Below are 17,160 nucleotides of genomic sequence, written 5' to 3'. Positions count from 1 at the left end.
AGTCTTTTACTTAACTGTTATATAATGATTATTCTTTTCAATAACAGTTCCTATTATTTTTGCCTCTATAGAACCATTTTTTTTCATGTCTTCTACTAGTATTTGAGCAAATTTTTCAGGTACGGATACTAATAATCCTCCAGATGTTTGAGGATCATATAGTATATCTTCTGTAGATTCATCTATATTTTCTAAATATACATCCTTAGATATATACTGTTTATTTCTATACATACCAGCTGGTATTATTCCCATTTTAGCCATTTCAATTGCTCCATTTAATACAGGAATTTCATTAGCTTCAAGTTCAATACTAACATCCGATGCTTTTGCCATTTCAAGTACATGCCCTAAAAGCCCAAATCCAGTTATGTCTGTTACTGAATTTACATCTATATTTTCAAAACTCATAGCTGCATATTTATTTAAATGTACCATAGTGTCAACTACAGTTTTAGAAGTTTCTTCATCAACTAAACCTTCCTTCATAGCTGTATTTAAAATACCAACTCCTATTGGTTTAGTAATAACCAGTTTATCCCCTACTTTAGCTGTTGCATTAGATAATACTTTATCTGGATGAACTACTCCTGAAACTGATAAACCATACTTAGGTTCTTTATCATCAACAGTATGTCCACCTACTAATAAGGCTCCACTTTCTTTTACTTTGTCCATCCCACCTTTTAAAATTTCTGCTAATACATTCATATCATGACAAGCTGGGAAGCACACTATATTCATAGCAACCAAAGGCTTTCCTCCCATGGCATAAACATCTGATAATGAATTAGATGCTGCTATTTGACCAAATATATATGGGTCATCTATCATAGGTGTAAAAAAATCTAATGTTTGTATAAGTGCTGTATTCTCATTTAATTTATATACTGCCGCATCATCTGATGTTTCAAGTCCTACCAATAAATTTTCTTTTTTATCTGATGTATTCTTAGGTAGTTGAGCTAATACTCCAGCCAGTACCTCTGGCCCAATTTTAGCTGCTCATCCTCCTGATGTAGTCATATCTGTAAGCTTTTTAATTATTTCCATAATATATGTCTCCTTCCCTTGCAAGTCTTACATTATTAATAATAACATAATTTTAAATTTATTAAATACTAATATAATCTTTCAAATTATTAAATTTATTTTCACCTATACCCTTAACATTCTTTATCTCCTCTATAGATTTAAATTTCGTATTTTCTTCTCTATAATCTATAATTTTTTGAGCCGTAACTTCACCTACTCCAGGTAAAGAATCTAACTCTATTAAAGATGCGTTATTAATATTTATCTTATTATTCTCTTTGTTTTGCTCAGATTTATTATCATTTAAGTTTTGAGTTTGATTTACAGTTTCTTTCCCTTTATCTTTTACATTTTCAATCTCTTCTCCTATTTTAGGAATTATATAATGTCCTTCATCAGATATTTTCATAGCAAGATTTATACGATTCATATCAGCTTCATCTGTTACTCCTCCACACTTTTTCACTCCATCCATCAACCTGTCTTCACTATATAGTTCAACAACTCCTGGAGATTTTATCTCTCCACTTATAAATATAGTTATTTTTTTATTTACTGTATTTATTTTTTCTAAATTATTCATGTTTAAATCCTCATCTTTTTGTACTGGCTCAAAATTTTTATTGATTTCTTTTTTATCTTCTGCTTGACTAACAATATAATTATCATTTTTTAATATAGGGGTAATGTTTTTGATAAAAAACACAAATATTATACACACTATTACTAAAATTGGAAAAAACTTTCTAATTTTACTCATTTTATCACTCCTTCAAATTTGATTATTGACATAAATATGTTATACTAAAATATAAGTTTACAATCGGAGGACAAAAAATGATAAAAAAAGTTTCAATATTATTAGCATTTGCATTAACCTTTGTTAATATCTTTGCATTTAATAGTGTTTCATTCGCTGAAACTCCCCCACCAAATATATCTGCTCCCTATGCAGTATTGATGGATTATACAAGTGGTAAGATTTTATATCAAAAAAATCCTCATGCTCAAATGTATCCAGCTTCTACAACAAAAATGTGGACAGCTTATGTTACTCTAAAGCATGTAAAAAACCTAGATGAAGTTGTAACCGTTGGAAATATAGGTCATATCGACGGTACTAGTATGTACCTTGTTCCTGGAGAAAAACTCACTGTTAGACAATTACTAGATGGCTTACTTCTAGTTTCGGCCAATGATGCAGCTGTAGTTTTAGCAGAACATGTAAGTGGTTCAGTTCCTGAATTTGCAAAGTTAATGAATGAGGAAGCTAAAAAGATAGGCGCTGTTGATACTCATTTTAACAATGCTAATGGATTACCAGATACTCAACATTATACATCTGCATATGATATGGCTTTAATGGCAAGAGAGGCTATGAGTAATGATGTATTTAGAAAAATAGTAAGTACAAAAATGATGAGAATACCTGCAACCCCACTTTACCAAGAAAGGTTTTTAAAAAATACTAACCAGTTTTTAACTGGTTCAGGTCAAATACCATATGATGGCAAAATGGTCGATATTCAATATAATATAGTTGATGGCATAAAAACAGGATTTACAGACGATGCAGGTAAATGCTTACTATCTAGTGCAAAAAAAGATGATATGAGATTAATTTCAGCAGTATTTAAAGCTGATGGTGATACAAATTTATATGTAGATAGTAGAACACTTCTAGATTATGGATTTAATAATTTTAAATCTGAAAAATCAATAGATAAATCTACTTACACAGGTTCAAAATCAATTTGGTATTCTAAGGAAAGAAAATTAGATTATGTGCCAAAGTATAGTTATTATACTGTTATTAATAAAAACGAAGAAAATCCAACTTACAAAACTGAAGTCAAATTAAATGATTTTAAGCTACCTATAAAAAAAGGGGATACAGTTGGTACATTAGAGGTTTATAAAGATGATGAGAAAAAGCCAATTGCAAATATACCTTTAATTGCTCAAAATAATGTAACTAATCTTTTTAAATCTATATTAAATAATAAAATAGTTAAGTTTATAATTTCTGCTTTAGCTGGAGTTTTAGGATTAATAGTCTTATTTATATTACTAGTTTTACTTAGAAAGAAAATAAGAAGAAATAAAAGAAGAAATTATGTGTACAATAAAAAGAAAAATATTTACTCAAATAAAAAAAATATTTACTCAAATAAAAAACGTAAAAATATTTATTCCAATAAAAAAAGTACTCATAGACGTAAAAGAAGATATTAAAAAAAGAGGCATATGCCTCTTTTTTATTATCCAAATATTTTCTTAGTTAAGCAATTACCTGTACAAGTTGCAGCAACTCCACCTAATGCAGTTTCTCTTAACTCCATAGGAAGTCCTCTACCAACTTTATACATAGCCTCTACAGTTTCATCAAATGGTATTATATTTAATATTCCAGATAAACAAAGTTCTGCAGATATTAAAGCATTTGCAACACCTATAGCATTTCTTCCTTGACAAGGAACTTCAACAAGTCCTGCTATTGGATCACAAACTAATCCCATTACATTTTGTAAACAATGAGATGCAGCAGAAACAGCAGCTTCTACACTTCCTCCCATTAACTCAACTATACCAGCAGCAGCCATTGAAGCAGCAGCTCCAGTTTCAGCTTGACATCCACCTTCAGCACCTGCAACTGTTGCATTTCTTGTTATTATAGCACCTATAGCTGAGGCTGTGAATAATGCATCTATCATTTCTTCATCGCTAAATCCATACTCTTTTCCTATAGTAACTATAGCTCCTGGTAATATACCACAAGAACCAGCTGTTGGAGCAGCAACTATAAGACCCATAGAAGCATTAACCTCCATTGTTCCCATTGCAGCAGCTAAAGCTTTATTCATTAATCCACCACAAACAGTTTTTTGAGTGTTTCTGTGGTTTTCTAATTTTTTAGCTTCTCCACCTATTAGTCCACCAACCGATTTTATATCTTCTGTTACAGCTCTCTCAACGCCTTTTTTCATTATTTCTAAGCTTGTAGCCATTTTTGCTCTTACTTCTTCTTTAGAAGCTCCAGTTAATTCAACTTCTCTTTCTACACATAATTGACTTATAGTCATATTTAATTCATTACATTTTTCTATTAATTCTGCTCCACTTGTAAAGTTATATTTCATATTCTGTCACCCTTCCTCACTAATTAGAATTTGTCTAAAACTACAGCCTTAGCTATAACTTCGAATTTTCTTAATTGATCTAATACATCTTTGTCTAATGCTTCATCTGTTTCTATAGTAACAAATGTATAATCAGCTCCTGCTGGTTTATTAGTAGACATGTTTGCTATATTCTTATTATTATGAGCAAGAAGTCCAGTTACGAAAGATACAGCTCCTGGTATATCTTTTATTTCAAGTATAACTGCTGGTCTAGCACCATTGAAATCAAGTGGTAATCCATCCATTTCAGTAAGCTTTATATTTCCTCCACCTATAGAAGCACCTTTTACTTCTGCAGTAGATCCATCTTCTAAAGTCATTTCCATCTTAACAGTGTTAGGATGTTCATTTTCTCCTAAATCAGTTTTTATAAATTCAAATTCAACACCGTTTTCTTTAGCTATATCAAAAGAATTTCTTATTCTAGCGTCATCTGGTTGGAATCCTAAAATTCCTCCAACTAATGCTTTATCTGTTCCGTGTCCTTTATATGTCTCAGCGAATGATCCATGTAAGTAAAACTTTACACTTTTAACAGGTTGTCCTGCTATTTTAAGTGCCATCTTTCCTAGTCTAGCAGCTCCTGCTGTATGCGAACTTGATGGACCTATCATGTTTGGTCCTACGACATCAAATACACTATAATCTTTAGCCATTAATTAATACCTCTCTTCGTCAAATTGTCTTTTTCTTTTGTATATGGAAATGATTTCCAAGTTTTGTCTAACTTACAAAATGACCATACTCAATAGAGGCATGGTCATTTTGAAGTCAATTATTATTTTACTATAGCTATAGCTTCTATTTCAACCTTAACATCTCTTGGAAGTCTAGCAACTTCTACACAAGATCTTGCAGGTTTGTTTTCACCGAAGTAAGAAGCATATACTTCATTTATTTCAGCGAAATCATTCATATCGCTTATAAATACTGTAGTCTTAACTACATCAGCAAAAGTTGCTCCAGATGCAGCTAATATTTCTTTTAAACTTTCTAATGATCTAGCAGCTTGCTCTTTAGCTCCGCCTTCTACTATTTCCATAGTTTCTGGGTTAAATGGAACTTGTCCTGATACAAATACCATATTTCCATTTTTTATAGCTTGAGAGTATGGTCCTATTGCTTTAGGAGCCTTTTCAGTATGTATTACTTGTTTCATGATCCAATCTCTCCTTTTCTTATTTAACTTTGTGTTTATATTATACTTTTTTCTATAATATTATACAACTAAATCGTACACACTGTATACAATTTTGTGATAAAAAGTGAAATTTATATAATCCATAAATTTCCACTTTTTATTTTCATATCCATTATATCACAAATTAATCTTCTATTACAAATCCTGCAGCTTCTACAGCTTGTTTTATTTTATCTTTGTGTTCTTGGTTGAATGTTTCTAATTCTATTTCAAGATATAAACTTCCAAGAGTTTCTTTTGGAGGTCTAGTCATATTAGCACTTAATATATTTGCATTTAATCCACTTATTATTTGAGTTAACTCAGCTAATCCACCTGGCTTATCTTGTATTTTAGTTTTAAATACATATCTTCTACCTTCTGAAGTTAATGCAGTTCCTATAACTCTATATAAAGTGTTAACATCTACGTTACCACCAGATATTATACATACAACGTTTTCATCTTTAGCTGGTTTATATTTTCCACTTAATAATGCTGCTGTTGATACTGCTCCTGAACCTTCAGCTATTAATTTTTGATTTTCTAATAAGTATAACATAGCTTGAGCTATTTCGCTTTCTTCAACAACTATAACTTCATCAACTAAATCTTTTATTATCTCAAAGGTATATTCACCTGGAGTTTTAACTGCTATACCATCTGCTATTGTAGTAGCTTTGAATGCAGTTGTAACATGTCCATGTTCTATAGACTCTTTCATTGAAGGTATATTTGCAGTTTGAACACCTATTATTTTAACATTTGGGTTTAAAGCTTTAGCAGCAGTTGCTATACCAGCTATTATTCCCCCACCACCTATTGGGCATATTATAGTGTCAACTTTATTATCTAATTGTTCAAATACTTCTAAAGCTATTGTCCCTTGTCCAGCCATAACATATTTGTCATTAAATGGATGTAAAAAAGTTGCTCCAGTTTCTTTTTGTATTTCAACAGCTTTTGCATATGCATCATCATATACTAAACCTTCTAATACTACTTCTGCTCCATATCCTTTAGTTGCAGTAACTTTTGCAAGTGGTGCAGTTGCTGGCATTACTATTGTAGCCTTTATCCCACTTAATTTAGCCCCTAATGCAACTCCTTGTGCATGGTTTCCTGCACTTGATGCTATAACACCGTTTGCCTTCTCTTCATCAGTTAAACTTGCTATTTTGTTACAAGCCCCTCTAACTTTGAAAGATCCAGTCTTTTGTAAGTTCTCACATTTATAGTATACGTTTGCCCCAGTCTTCTCGCTAAGCTTAACGCTTTCTAACAGATCAGTTGTTTTAACTATATCTTTTATAGTTTCTCTAGCTTCTTGAACGTCTTTTAATGTAACTCTAGTCATTTTTGTTCACTCCCATAATGTGTAGATTTAATTTATTTATTTGACATCTTTATTGTATATAGTTTTCTATTAAAAATCAACAGGAAAACATTTTTTTGTAATTTTTTAATTTGTCAAAAAATTTACAAACATATTGAATTTTCTGTTTTCCTGTTATTTTTCCCATAAAAAAATTTTTTATTTTTTAAATTAAATTTAATTTTTGATAGCTTTCTTATTTTAAAATATAAAAAAACTCATCTTTTTTTAATTAGATAACTTACTTTTTTGTATTAATTTTTATTGTTTTATTTTTAACATCATATTAAATAAAAAAGGCCTTTATAAAGACCTTTTTATTATTTTACAACTATATTAACAAGTTTTTTAGGGACAGCAATTACTTTAACTATAGTTTTTCCTTCAACTAAAGTTTTTATTTTTTCATCGTTCATTGCAGCTTCTTGCATTTCTTCTCTTGATATATTAGAAGCTACACTTAATTTACCTCTAACTTTACCATTAACTTGAACTACAACTTCAACTTCATCCTTAACTAATGCAGACTCATCATATGATGGCCAAGATATATCAAATATGCTTCCATCTTTGCCTATCATAGTCCATAATTCTTCACCTATATGTGGTGCAAATGGAGCAAGTATTGTAACTATAGTTTCTATAGCTTCTTTTATAACTGCATCATTTCTATTTTCTAACTCTTTGTACTTGTACATTTCGTTTATTAATTCCATTAATGCAGATATAGCAGTATTAAATCCAAACTTCTCATTTAAATCTTCAGTTACTTTCTTTAACGTAGCGTTTATTGTAAATCTCATAGCTTTATCTTCTTTAGTTAATTCTCCTAAAGTAGCTTCAGATTTAGTTATATCTGCTAATTCATCTACTAATCTATACACTCTATTTAAGAATCTAAAACATCCTTCAACACCTTGATCTGACCACTCTAAATCTCTTTCTGGTGGTGCTGCAAATAATACGAATAATCTAGCAGTATCTGCTCCATACTCATCTATTATTTCAAGAGGAGATACAACATTTCCTTTAGATTTACTCATTTTACTTCCATCTTTTAAAACCATTCCTTGAGTTAATAAATTTTTAAATGGCTCTTTAAAATCTACCATTCCCATTTCATTAAATGCTTTAACAAAGAATCTTGCGTAAAGTAAATGCATTATAGCATGTTCTACTCCACCTATATATTGATCAACTGGCATCCATTTATCAACCACATCTTTAGCAAATGGTTCTTTCATATTTTGAGCATCTATATATCTTAAGAAATACCAAGAAGAATCAACAAAAGTATCCATTGTATCTACTTCTCTTCTGGCTGGTTTACCACAGCAAGGACAAGTAGCATTCATAAATTCTTTTGAAGTTGTAAGTGGTGATTCACCTTTACCTGTAAATTCTATGTCAGTTGGTAATAATACTGGTAAATTCTCTTTCTTTTCAGGTACTAGACCACACTCATCGCAATATACTACAGGTATTGGACATCCCCAATATCTTTGTCTAGAAAGTAACCAATCTCTTAATCTATAATTAACTGTTTTCTTTCCTATTTTCATTTCTTCTAATTTAGCAATTATTGCATCAAATGCTTTTGAAGCTTCCATTCCATCAAACTCTCCAGAGTTTATCATTATGTTATCTTCATTTATAACTTCAATTGCATTTAAGTTATACTTAGAAGCGAACTCACCATCTCTTTCATCGTGAGCTGGAACTGCCATTACAGCACCTGTTCCATAGTCAACTAATACATAGTTTGCTATCCATAGTTCTACTTTTTCGCCATTTAATGGGTTTATAACATGTTTTCCTATAAACATACCTTCTTTTTCTAGATCACTAGAAGTTCTTTCTATCTCAGTCATAGTATGCATCTTAGCTATAAACTTTGCAACTTCTTCTTCATATTCAGTTCCTGCAACTAATTCTTTTACTAATTCATGCTCTGGTGCAAGTACCATATATGAAACTCCGTAAACTGTATCTGGTCTAGTTGTGAAAACTGTAACATTCTTATCAGTTCCATCTATATCAAAAGTTATTTCAGCTCCAGTACTCTTTCCTATCCAGTTTTTTTGCATAGTTTTAACTTTTTCTGGCCATCCATCTAAGGTATCTAAATCTTGAAGTAATTCTTCTGCAAAATGAGTAGTTTTAAAATACCATTGCTCTAAGTCTTTTTTTACTACTACAGAGTCACATCTTTCACAAGCTCCTTGTACAACTTGCTCATTAGCTAGAACCGTTTCACAAGATGGACACCAGTTTACGAAAGACTTTTTCTTATATGCTAATCCATGTTCTAAGAACTTTAAAAATATCTCTTGAGTAAACTTATAGTATTCCGGAGTAGATGTTGCTATTTCTCTATCCCAGTCATAACTTAATCCTAATAACTTTAATTGTCCCTTCATGTCCTCTATATTTTCCATAGTCCACTTATGAGGATGGATTCCATGCTTTATAGCTGCATTTTCTGCTGGAAGTCCAAATGAATCCCATCCCATTGGATGAAGTACATTATATCCTTGCATCTTTTTAAATCTAGCTATAACATCACCTATAGAATAATTTCGAACATGTCCCATGTGTATTTTTCCTGATGGATAAGGTAACATTTCTAATGTGTAATATTTTGGTTTTGATGAATCTTCAGTATTTGTTTTATACTGCTGATTTGTTTCCCAAGTTTTTTGCCATTTAGCTTCAACTTCATTTGGTTTATAAACCCTCATTGTTTTGCCTCCTATTAATTTTTTATATAAAAAATCCTCGTCACTAAACATTACTGTCTAGGGACGAGGATATTACTCGCGGTACCACCCTAATTGGTTATTTTATAATAACCCTCTTGTACTAGTCTTTATACCAACCACGGTCAAATAGATTTTATCTAGCAAGTTCAAATTAGCTTTATACTAGTTCACACCTTCCACTAGCTCTCTGAAATAAAGATTTAATTTTACTACTCTAGTCTATTTTAATTTTTTGTTATATTTTTTAATTATATAATTATTATGCTAATGTGTCAACATCAACATATGGAGCATCTTTCCACATTTTCTCTAAATTATAATATGCTCTATTTTCTTCATTGAATACGTGAACCATTATATCTCCAAAATCTAGTAATATCCACTCTTGAGTTTCGTAACCTTCTTTTCCTCTAGATTCTATTTCTAACTTAGTAAGTTCATCTTCTACATTATCAGCTATAGCTTTTACTTGTCTTTGAGATCCAGCTGTTGCTATTACAAAATAATCGCATAAGCTTGACACTTCTCCAACTTTTATTATAGATATATCTTTACCTAATTTATCATCGATAGCATCATATATAACTTTAACCATTTGTTCTACTGTCATGTTAAATTCCTACCTTCCTTATTTTTCGCGTTTTTATATTATACCACAAAAAACCAACTTTACTAATAGTTATTTATGTCATTAGTATTAACTTATTTTCAAAATATTTTCACTTTTTAAATTATATTAATATACTACTATTTCTTTTTAATATTGTGATTATTTATTTTAAATTATATTCTCTTATTTAAAATATAATTTCTAGCTTCTACAGTTCTTGGATGTATAATTTGATTTCTATCTATGACTAGTTTTATGGTATTGTTAAAAGATTTCAATAAAGCTTCTTCCATTTTTCCACTATAAACTAGCTTTCTAAGTTCATCTACCCCTGGATAATCTCTATTTACTTCTATTAAATCTGCAATGTATATTATTTTTTCAAGAATATCCATTTTAGCTTTTCCTGTTGTATGATATCTAATAGCTGTTATTATATCTATATCATCAATTAAAAACTCATGTCTAACAAGTATCGAACCTATTACACTATGAGAGAGTGCTAAACTATCTGTTTCATATTCATCTAAATATATTTCATACTTTTTTACATAATAATCAACTTCATCATGACTTAAATATTTGGCACAATCATGAAGTATCCCAGCTAAATATGCCTTTTCTTTATCGTATCCATAAATTTCACTTAATTTTACTGCACAGTCTGCTACACCTTCTGAATGTAGTATTCTATGTTTTGGAAGCATTTTATTTAGCTTAAATTTTATACCTTCAAAATCCAAATCTACTCATCTCCATTTATGTATATATTTTTTTCACATATATAAGTTTCTACATATTCTGGTATTAAATATTTTATAGATCTCCCAACTTTTATATGTTCTCTTATATAGGTTGACGATATATCCAATGAAGGAACAGTTACAGACCTTATTTTTGCACCATATTTTTTTCTTAATTTCTCAATTTTAACTCTAGCATCATTAGAATTTACTCCTGGTCTATTTGCTGCAATAAAGGTTGCTAATTCAAAATTTTTTGAAAAACTTTTCCATGTCTCTATATCACAAATAGTATCAGCCCCTGTTATAAAGTATATATTTGCATCTGGATATAATCTATGTAATTCCTTTAATGTATCAATTGTATAAGTCCTGTTTTTTCTATTTATTTCTATATCAGAAACTACAAAATTATTATTATTCATTGTGGCTAATAATACCATATTGTATCTATCTAGCTTATCCGTTCTTAATTTTGATTTATGTGGTGGGTTTCCCGTTGGTATAAATATTATTTTATCTAGATTGTAAGTTTCTCTTATAAATTCCGCTGTTGCTAAATGTGCATAGTGTATAGGGTCAAAAGTTCCTCCCATTATACCTATTCTTATTTTCTCATTTCCCATTTTATGAAAATTTGACTTTAGGTTGTTTATATTCCTAGCTTTTAAAACTAATTCATCAATTCTCATCAAATATCTCCTTTTGTCCTTTATACTTATATTGTATCATTAATTTTTACTTATTAGATACAATTATTCTACATTTTGCTGTATAATTTTGTACATATTTTAAAATATATTAAAGTATAAATATTTTAAGTAAGGGAGGTTTTTATGGCTATAATAACCAAAATAGAAGCTCAAAAAAAAAAGGAAGATAGAGTTAATATATATTTAAACGAACAATTTTTTATGGGTATATACAAAGAATTAGTCTTTACATTGAATTTGAAGAAAGGTATGGAAATAGATGAAGATACTTTAAGAAGTATGCTTCATGATGAGATGTATATAAAAGCTAAAAATAAAGCTTTAAATATACTTTCTAAGGCTCCTCAGTCAGAAAAAAACATAAAAAATAAGCTTTCAAATGATTTTGATGAAGATATAATAGAAGAAGTTTTAGACTTTTTAAGAAAATATAACTTTGTAGATGATGAAGATTTAGCTCAAAGAATAACTAATACTAATTTATCAGTAAATAAATGTGGTAAAAATAAAATAAGACAAAATCTATACAACAAGGGAATAGATAGAAGTACTATAGATTCAGTTATTTCTGATATCGATTCTGATGTTGAGTTTGAGAATGCTATGCACTTAGCTAAAAAAAGGTATGAACGAGTTAAAAATGAAGATAGAAATAAAATATATCAAAAAATATCTCAGCATTTAGCTTATAAAGGATTTAGCTATGACATTATTAAAAGAGTCTTAAATAAATTACTTAAGTTTGATGAGTCCGATTATTGTTAAATATATTAAATAAAAAGAGATAGGTAACTTTTAACCTATCTCTTTTTTTATTGTTAGTATCTACTAATAAATCTTACTCACTATATATCTCTGTAAATCAACTATTGATTATTAAACTATTAACTTTAAAAATGAGCTTAAATTAATTTTTATTCTCCCACACTAACAACAATGATTAATATCATTATTGTAACAAAAAAATCAAATTATTTACCAGGAAATATTTTAAATGTTGTTGAAAATTTATATTTTAGGTAATATTATAGTTTTCATCATTCACATACTTCTCTAAAATTGACTTTTATAAGTATATATCTACTATAAATATATCTGATTTACTTTGATATATAAATTTTACTACTAACCAACTTAAAAATAAATTAAAATAGCCATAAGCAAACTTTTTAATTTACTTATGGCTATTTTAATTTAATGAACTCTAGTTAACTTAACTTTATTTCTTTTACCTATTGTTATAGGCACTTTTTCAATTTCTACAATACTTGTATCAATTCCAAACCATTTTTCTGGAGATACTGTAATCTTTTTAATAAAGACTTTAAAACTCATAATTAAATTGTCCCATTTATTTAGGTTACTTTCATTAGATAAAATTTCTTCTAATATTACAAATTTAAAATCTCCTACATTCTTATCACAACTATTGTTTATCATATATTCTTTAGGAATAAATTGTAATTCTCCTGTTGTAATTAAATCTTGAATTACTTCTCTTAAAAAGACATTTACCCTTTGACTTACCCTAAATCCTAATTCAAATTCTATACTAAATATCTGATTTGGCTTTATAGTATATACTTTATAATTCATTGTATATGGTTCATCCGTTACCTTCACATGAACAAACCAATAAAATTTCGAACGTTTTGGTCTTTTATTAAATATAGAATGTAATATTTTATTTTCCACATACTTTCTATTTTGAGATTGAGTTAAATATACCGTATGAGTTGAATATATAGGTAACTCAGTATCCTTTTCTATCGCTTCAAACTTATCCATATTATCTGATATTTTACTAAATTGATTATGTTTTTGTTTTATATGTGAACCATGTATCCAAGTGTACATTATAAATATTATGAAAAGACCTATAAATAATGTTATATATCCACCTCTGAAAAATTTAAATAAATTTGCATATAAGAAACTTAATTCTATACATCCAAAAACAATTAAAACAACTATACCTAAGATAGGCTTTCTTCTATTATATTTTTCAAATTGAGATAATAAAATAGTTGTCATAAGCATAGTTACAGTAATTGCAAGACCATATGCAGCTTCCATATTTTCTGATTTTTTAAAATATAATACTAGTAATATACATCCTACACCTAGTATATAATTTATCGCTGGTATATATATTTGACCTTTTTCCTCATTAGGATATCTAACTCTAAGTCTTGGGAATAAGTTCAATTTTATAGCTTCTGATATCAATGTAAATGAACCAGATATAAGCGCCTGACTAGCTATAATCGCTGCTAATGTAGCTATTATTACTCCAGGTATAACAAACCATTTTGGCATTATTAGAAAAAATGGATTATCATTTATATGTTGACCATTTCTAGATATTAACCATGCCCCTTGACCTAGATAATTTAAAACTAAGCAAACTTTAACAAATACCCAAGTAAAGTATATATTCTTTCTTCCACAGTGTCCTAAATCAGAATACAATGCCTCTGCTCCTGTTGTACAAAGGAAAACTGCACCTAATATATACGAACTTTTCGGACTTGTAAAAAGTAAATTCAATGCATAATATGGATTTATAGCTTTTATTATCTGTGGATAATCTATTATTTGTGATACTCCTAATATAGCTAACATAGAAAACCATACAAACATCATAGGCCCAAAAAGTTTACCAATTTTATTTGTTCCAAATCTTTGAAATGAAAATAAAAATATCAATATACAAATAACTGCTATAACAACTGTTTTCGTACTTAATGGACATATTAATTTTAATCCTTCAACAGATGAAGTTACCGTAACAGGAGGTGTTATCATGCCGTCTGCTAAAAGAGCAGCTCCACCTATAACTGCAGGTACTATTAACCACTTAGCTCTTTTTCTGACTAATGTGTATAAAGAAAAAATTCCACCTTCCCCTTTATTATCAGCTTTAAGTGTTAAAATTACATATTTTATTGTTGTCTGGAGTGTTAACGTCCAAAAAACAAGCGATACACCACCTAATACTAAGTTATTAGAGATGTATCCCTTATTAGTCGCTAATATAGCTTTCATAACATATAATGGCGATGTTCCTATATCTCCATATACAATTCCTAGTGCTACTAATAGCGATGCTATAGTTACCTTTTTATTACTGCTCATAACGAGATTCCTTCCTTAATAATAATTTTCAGACCATTATATTCGCATTATCTTTTAATGTCTATCTCGATATAAGCTTATTTATTGCTTGTTTTTATATAAATAATATTATATTTACTCAAATTCATATTGATTTTATTATCTTTCGAGATTATACGTTTTTTTAAATTGTGCTAAATTTATCACAATAAATTTTTATAGCTTCACTTAAAAATTCGGCTAATCCATCTTTAGTTTTATCTATATTTTTCTTAAATCTATTATCTGCTACATACATAATTCCTAACCCTCTAAATATATCAATAGTACATTCATAATAATTGTCAGTTATGTGATTTCTCCATTTCTCAACTACATATTGAACCTCTTTATCTTCTGGATTCCTATCCATTAATTTTGCCAGTTCATTATAAATATAATTAGCTTCTTCACAAATTCTTTTCCAATCATTTTCTGAATAATTAGAAGTTTTTTCATTACATTCTTTATAAGCATTTGTTTTTTCATATTTAGCTTTTGTCTCATGTTCATATTTTTTTTGATGTTCTTTTACTTTTTCATAATTAAATACATTAAAATTCTTTTCACTCATTTTTTTATCTCCTTCTAAATTATCAATAACTTCATTTATAGATTGAATAATTTCATCCATCCTTTTTTTCTTTTTTATCATTAAATCTTTCTGTAACTTAAGAGCTTCTTTTCTATCAAAGTCACTACTTTCTAAAATACTTTTGATTTTCTTTAGAGGAAATTCTAATTCCTTAAATATTAATATTTGATAGAGTTTTTTTATATCTTCATCACTGTATAATCTATAATTTTTTTCTGTTTTTTCACTTGGTACTAAAAGTCCTATTTTATCATAATGATGAAGCATTCTAATACTTACGCCTGTTAATTTTGATATATCATTTACTTTATACATCTTTTTCCCTCCTAAAAACATATTAAAGTATTACATAGTGTTAGGGTCAACAGAAATTTTATTTTTTATAAATAAAAAAACAGCAAACAAATTTTTAATTTATCTACTGTCTTTTTTCATATTTTTATGCAACTTTTTTAAGTTCAAAACTTTCATCTTCTACTTCTAAAACATCTAATTGTTTAGCTACTAGTTTTGTTGTACTAGCCTGTACTATAAGCGTTATTAATATTGTCATAAATACTACTGATGAAATCACTTCATATCCAGGCACCTTCATAGAAACAACTATACCAGATAAAGCTGCAGGTATAACTCCAGTTTCTCTTACCCACATCATAAATAACTTATCATTCATTTTCCACTTAGCTTTTATATCAAATAAAGTACAAACTAAAACTACTAGAGGTCTTGCTACAAACATTAGCACTATAACTACCATTAATGAAGGTAACCAATATTGAGATAGTGCTCCTAAATCTACATGAGTTCCTAAAACTACAAATATAGACATACGGCATAAAGATGCTATGCTTTCTCTAAAATGATATTCAGATTGAAAATCTTCTTCTGGAACCCATAATCCAAATAACTTTTTATTTCCAGCTATAAGTCCTACTATAAATACAGCCATATAACCACTACCATGTAATAATGTAGCTAATTCATAAGCTAATACAACTTTAAGAATAGAGATTATTGGTGCATATGAGTGAAATATTCCCCACTTTTTATCAGATATAAGCACTGAAAATACATATCCAACTAATACTCCAATAATTACACCTACAAATACCGCTATTAATAGCTCTTTTGCACTTTCTCCAACTGAAAAACTTCCAGATGTAACTATAGTTAATAATGTACTTACTATTATAGCTCCTACCGCATCATTAAAAGCCGATTCACTAACTACAGTTTGCTTTATTTTTTCTTTTATACTTACTTGTTTAAAGACAGGTATAAGGGCTGCTGGATCAGTTGATGCAATTATTCCACCAACTAATAAAGATGTCATAACTGGTAGCCCAAATATTTTATTCGTTGCAAACCCAACTACGACAGTTGAAATTATAACTCCTAGTGTAGCTAATAATCCTACACTCACCTTAACCTTATTTAAGACTTTCAAATTGACTTCTCTCCCGCCTTCATAAAGTATAAAAGCTGATCCAAAAGTTAATATTAAATTATTTTCTATTGGAAATGAGTCTACACTTATTAAGTTTAAAACTGCTGGACCTATTACAATTCCTGCTATTAAATATAATATTACATCTGGAATCTTAAGTTTTTCACTTAATTTTCCCAATATAATTCCCGTTATAACTATTGCTGAAAATATTATTAATAAATTATTCGTAGCAATAGCTTCCATTGTATTTTCCATAAATATTCCTCCATATATTAATAATATTAGTCCGATTTTCAAATCACAAATATTATTTTACTATCATTTAAATCATAAGTAAAATTTATATTTCTTCTTATAAT

At 28.8% G+C, this 17,160-nt stretch carries 15 protein-coding genes and 1 other annotated feature; of the genes, 2 read left to right on the top strand and 13 right to left on the bottom strand.

All coding sequences use genetic code 11. The features are described 5' to 3' along the window. Positions 1 to 6 precede the first annotated feature (6 nt). Positions 7 to 1,053: a selenide, water dikinase SelD gene (gene selD / locus ATCC9714_RS02380; RefSeq protein ID WP_081013627.1), complete on the bottom strand. Its 1,047-nt coding sequence runs from the start codon at positions 1,051 to 1,053 to the stop codon at positions 7 to 9. Positions 1,054 to 1,114: 61 nt separating this feature from the next. Further along, complete coding sequence (locus ATCC9714_RS02375) at positions 1,115 to 1,795, bottom strand: helix-hairpin-helix domain-containing protein (RefSeq protein WP_057544368.1); 681 nt, start codon at positions 1,793 to 1,795, stop codon at positions 1,115 to 1,117. Positions 1,796 to 1,872: 77 nt separating this feature from the next. On the opposite strand from ATCC9714_RS02375, the gene ATCC9714_RS02370 reads away from it, so the two are divergent. Further along, positions 1,873 to 3,270, top strand: a complete 1,398-nt coding sequence (locus ATCC9714_RS02370; protein ID WP_081013628.1) for a D-alanyl-D-alanine carboxypeptidase family protein — start codon at positions 1,873 to 1,875, stop codon at positions 3,268 to 3,270. A 26-nt stretch (positions 3,271 to 3,296) separates the two neighbouring features. Here the strand turns inward: ATCC9714_RS02370 and sdaAA are convergent, their stop codons facing one another. The 8 genes from sdaAA to nadD all read right to left on the bottom strand — a co-directional run bounded on the left by sdaAA (position 3,297) and on the right by nadD (position 11,579). Next, the gene (gene sdaAA / locus ATCC9714_RS02365) at positions 3,297 to 4,175 is read right to left on the bottom strand and encodes an L-serine ammonia-lyase, iron-sulfur-dependent, subunit alpha (RefSeq protein WP_054630661.1); all 879 of its coding nucleotides are present in this window, start codon (positions 4,173 to 4,175) and stop codon (positions 3,297 to 3,299) included. A 23-nt stretch (positions 4,176 to 4,198) separates the two neighbouring features. Further along, positions 4,199 to 4,873 carry an L-serine ammonia-lyase, iron-sulfur-dependent subunit beta gene (gene sdaAB / locus ATCC9714_RS02360; RefSeq protein ID WP_021129061.1) on the bottom strand — a complete coding sequence of 225 codons (675 nt, stop codon included), beginning with the start codon at positions 4,871 to 4,873 and terminating at the stop codon, positions 4,199 to 4,201. Positions 4,874 to 4,995: 122 nt separating this feature from the next. Beyond that, positions 4,996 to 5,379 carry a RidA family protein gene (locus tag ATCC9714_RS02355; RefSeq protein WP_101508183.1) on the bottom strand — a complete coding sequence of 128 codons (384 nt, stop codon included), beginning with the start codon at positions 5,377 to 5,379 and terminating at the stop codon, positions 4,996 to 4,998. Between the two features lie 163 nt (positions 5,380 to 5,542). Further along, positions 5,543 to 6,754, bottom strand: a complete 1,212-nt coding sequence (ilvA, locus tag ATCC9714_RS02350; RefSeq protein WP_021129062.1) for a threonine ammonia-lyase — start codon at positions 6,752 to 6,754, stop codon at positions 5,543 to 5,545. A gap of 338 nt (positions 6,755 to 7,092) precedes the next feature. Beyond that, positions 7,093 to 9,513 carry a leucine--tRNA ligase gene (gene leuS, locus ATCC9714_RS02345; RefSeq protein ID WP_057544367.1) on the bottom strand — a complete coding sequence of 807 codons (2,421 nt, stop codon included), beginning with the start codon at positions 9,511 to 9,513 and terminating at the stop codon, positions 7,093 to 7,095. A 56-nt stretch (positions 9,514 to 9,569) separates the two neighbouring features. Further along, positions 9,570 to 9,763, bottom strand: a binding site (T-box leader). A 30-nt stretch (positions 9,764 to 9,793) separates the two neighbouring features. Continuing rightward, positions 9,794 to 10,144 carry a ribosome silencing factor gene (gene rsfS, locus ATCC9714_RS02340; RefSeq protein WP_054630659.1) on the bottom strand — a complete coding sequence of 117 codons (351 nt, stop codon included), beginning with the start codon at positions 10,142 to 10,144 and terminating at the stop codon, positions 9,794 to 9,796. A gap of 173 nt (positions 10,145 to 10,317) precedes the next feature. Then, positions 10,318 to 10,887: a bis(5'-nucleosyl)-tetraphosphatase (symmetrical) YqeK gene (gene yqeK, locus ATCC9714_RS02335; protein WP_155485658.1), complete on the bottom strand. Its 570-nt coding sequence runs from the start codon at positions 10,885 to 10,887 to the stop codon at positions 10,318 to 10,320. A 2-nt stretch (positions 10,888 to 10,889) separates the two neighbouring features. Then, positions 10,890 to 11,579 (bottom strand): nicotinate-nucleotide adenylyltransferase, encoded by a 690-nt coding sequence (gene nadD / locus ATCC9714_RS02330; protein ID WP_021124970.1) that lies wholly within the window; start codon positions 11,577 to 11,579, stop codon positions 10,890 to 10,892. Positions 11,580 to 11,723: 144 nt separating this feature from the next. Here nadD and recX point away from each other — a divergent pair, with 144 nt between their 5' ends. Next, positions 11,724 to 12,365: a recombination regulator RecX gene (recX, locus tag ATCC9714_RS02325; protein ID WP_055329872.1), complete on the top strand. Its 642-nt coding sequence runs from the start codon at positions 11,724 to 11,726 to the stop codon at positions 12,363 to 12,365. 429 nt (positions 12,366 to 12,794) lie between these two features. On the opposite strand, the gene ATCC9714_RS02320 is transcribed toward recX, so the two are convergent. From ATCC9714_RS02320 to ATCC9714_RS02310, 3 genes are all read right to left on the bottom strand, one after another. Further along, on the bottom strand, positions 12,795 to 14,738 hold the full coding sequence (locus ATCC9714_RS02320) for a KUP/HAK/KT family potassium transporter (protein WP_057544366.1): 1,944 nt from the start codon (positions 14,736 to 14,738) through the stop codon (positions 12,795 to 12,797). Between the two features lie 163 nt (positions 14,739 to 14,901). Then, positions 14,902 to 15,666, bottom strand: a complete 765-nt coding sequence (locus ATCC9714_RS02315) for a MerR family transcriptional regulator (RefSeq protein WP_057544365.1) — start codon at positions 15,664 to 15,666, stop codon at positions 14,902 to 14,904. A 124-nt stretch (positions 15,667 to 15,790) separates the two neighbouring features. Beyond that, on the bottom strand, positions 15,791 to 17,056 hold the full coding sequence (locus tag ATCC9714_RS02310; protein WP_055341125.1) for a cation:proton antiporter: 1,266 nt from the start codon (positions 17,054 to 17,056) through the stop codon (positions 15,791 to 15,793). Between the last annotated feature and the right edge of the window lie 104 nt (positions 17,057 to 17,160).

Source organism: Paraclostridium sordellii, from assembly GCF_000953675.1.
In the GTDB taxonomy this organism is placed as follows: Bacteria; Bacillota; Clostridia; order Peptostreptococcales; family Peptostreptococcaceae; genus Paraclostridium; species Paraclostridium sordellii.
This window is presented reverse-complemented; position numbering and strand designations above follow the sequence as displayed.

What these genes read in the sequence shown, in the direction of transcription:
- leuS (WP_057544367.1), bottom strand. Translation starts at nt 9,513, where the DNA reads ATGAGGGTTTATAAACCAAATGAAGTTGAAGCTAAATGGCAAAAAACT.
- ATCC9714_RS02315 (WP_057544365.1), bottom strand. Translation starts at nt 15,666, where the DNA reads ATGTATAAAGTAAATGATATATCAAAATTAACAGGCGTAAGTATTAGA.
- sdaAB (WP_021129061.1), bottom strand. Translation starts at nt 4,873, where the DNA reads ATGGCTAAAGATTATAGTGTATTTGATGTCGTAGGACCAAACATGATA.
- ATCC9714_RS02310 (WP_055341125.1), bottom strand. Translation starts at nt 17,056, where the DNA reads ATGGAAAATACAATGGAAGCTATTGCTACGAATAATTTATTAATAATA.
- ilvA (WP_021129062.1), bottom strand. Translation starts at nt 6,754, where the DNA reads ATGACTAGAGTTACATTAAAAGACGTTCAAGAAGCTAGAGAAACTATA.
- ATCC9714_RS02370 (WP_081013628.1), top strand. Translation starts at nt 1,873, where the DNA reads ATGATAAAAAAAGTTTCAATATTATTAGCATTTGCATTAACCTTTGTT.
- ATCC9714_RS02375 (WP_057544368.1), bottom strand. Translation starts at nt 1,795, where the DNA reads ATGAGTAAAATTAGAAAGTTTTTTCCAATTTTAGTAATAGTGTGTATA.
- ATCC9714_RS02320 (WP_057544366.1), bottom strand. Translation starts at nt 14,738, where the DNA reads ATGAGCAGTAATAAAAAGGTAACTATAGCATCGCTATTAGTAGCACTA.
- rsfS (WP_054630659.1), bottom strand. Translation starts at nt 10,144, where the DNA reads ATGACAGTAGAACAAATGGTTAAAGTTATATATGATGCTATCGATGAT.
- recX (WP_055329872.1), top strand. Translation starts at nt 11,724, where the DNA reads ATGGCTATAATAACCAAAATAGAAGCTCAAAAAAAAAAGGAAGATAGA.
- nadD (WP_021124970.1), bottom strand. Translation starts at nt 11,579, where the DNA reads ATGAGAATTGATGAATTAGTTTTAAAAGCTAGGAATATAAACAACCTA.
- sdaAA (WP_054630661.1), bottom strand. Translation starts at nt 4,175, where the DNA reads ATGAAATATAACTTTACAAGTGGAGCAGAATTAATAGAAAAATGTAAT.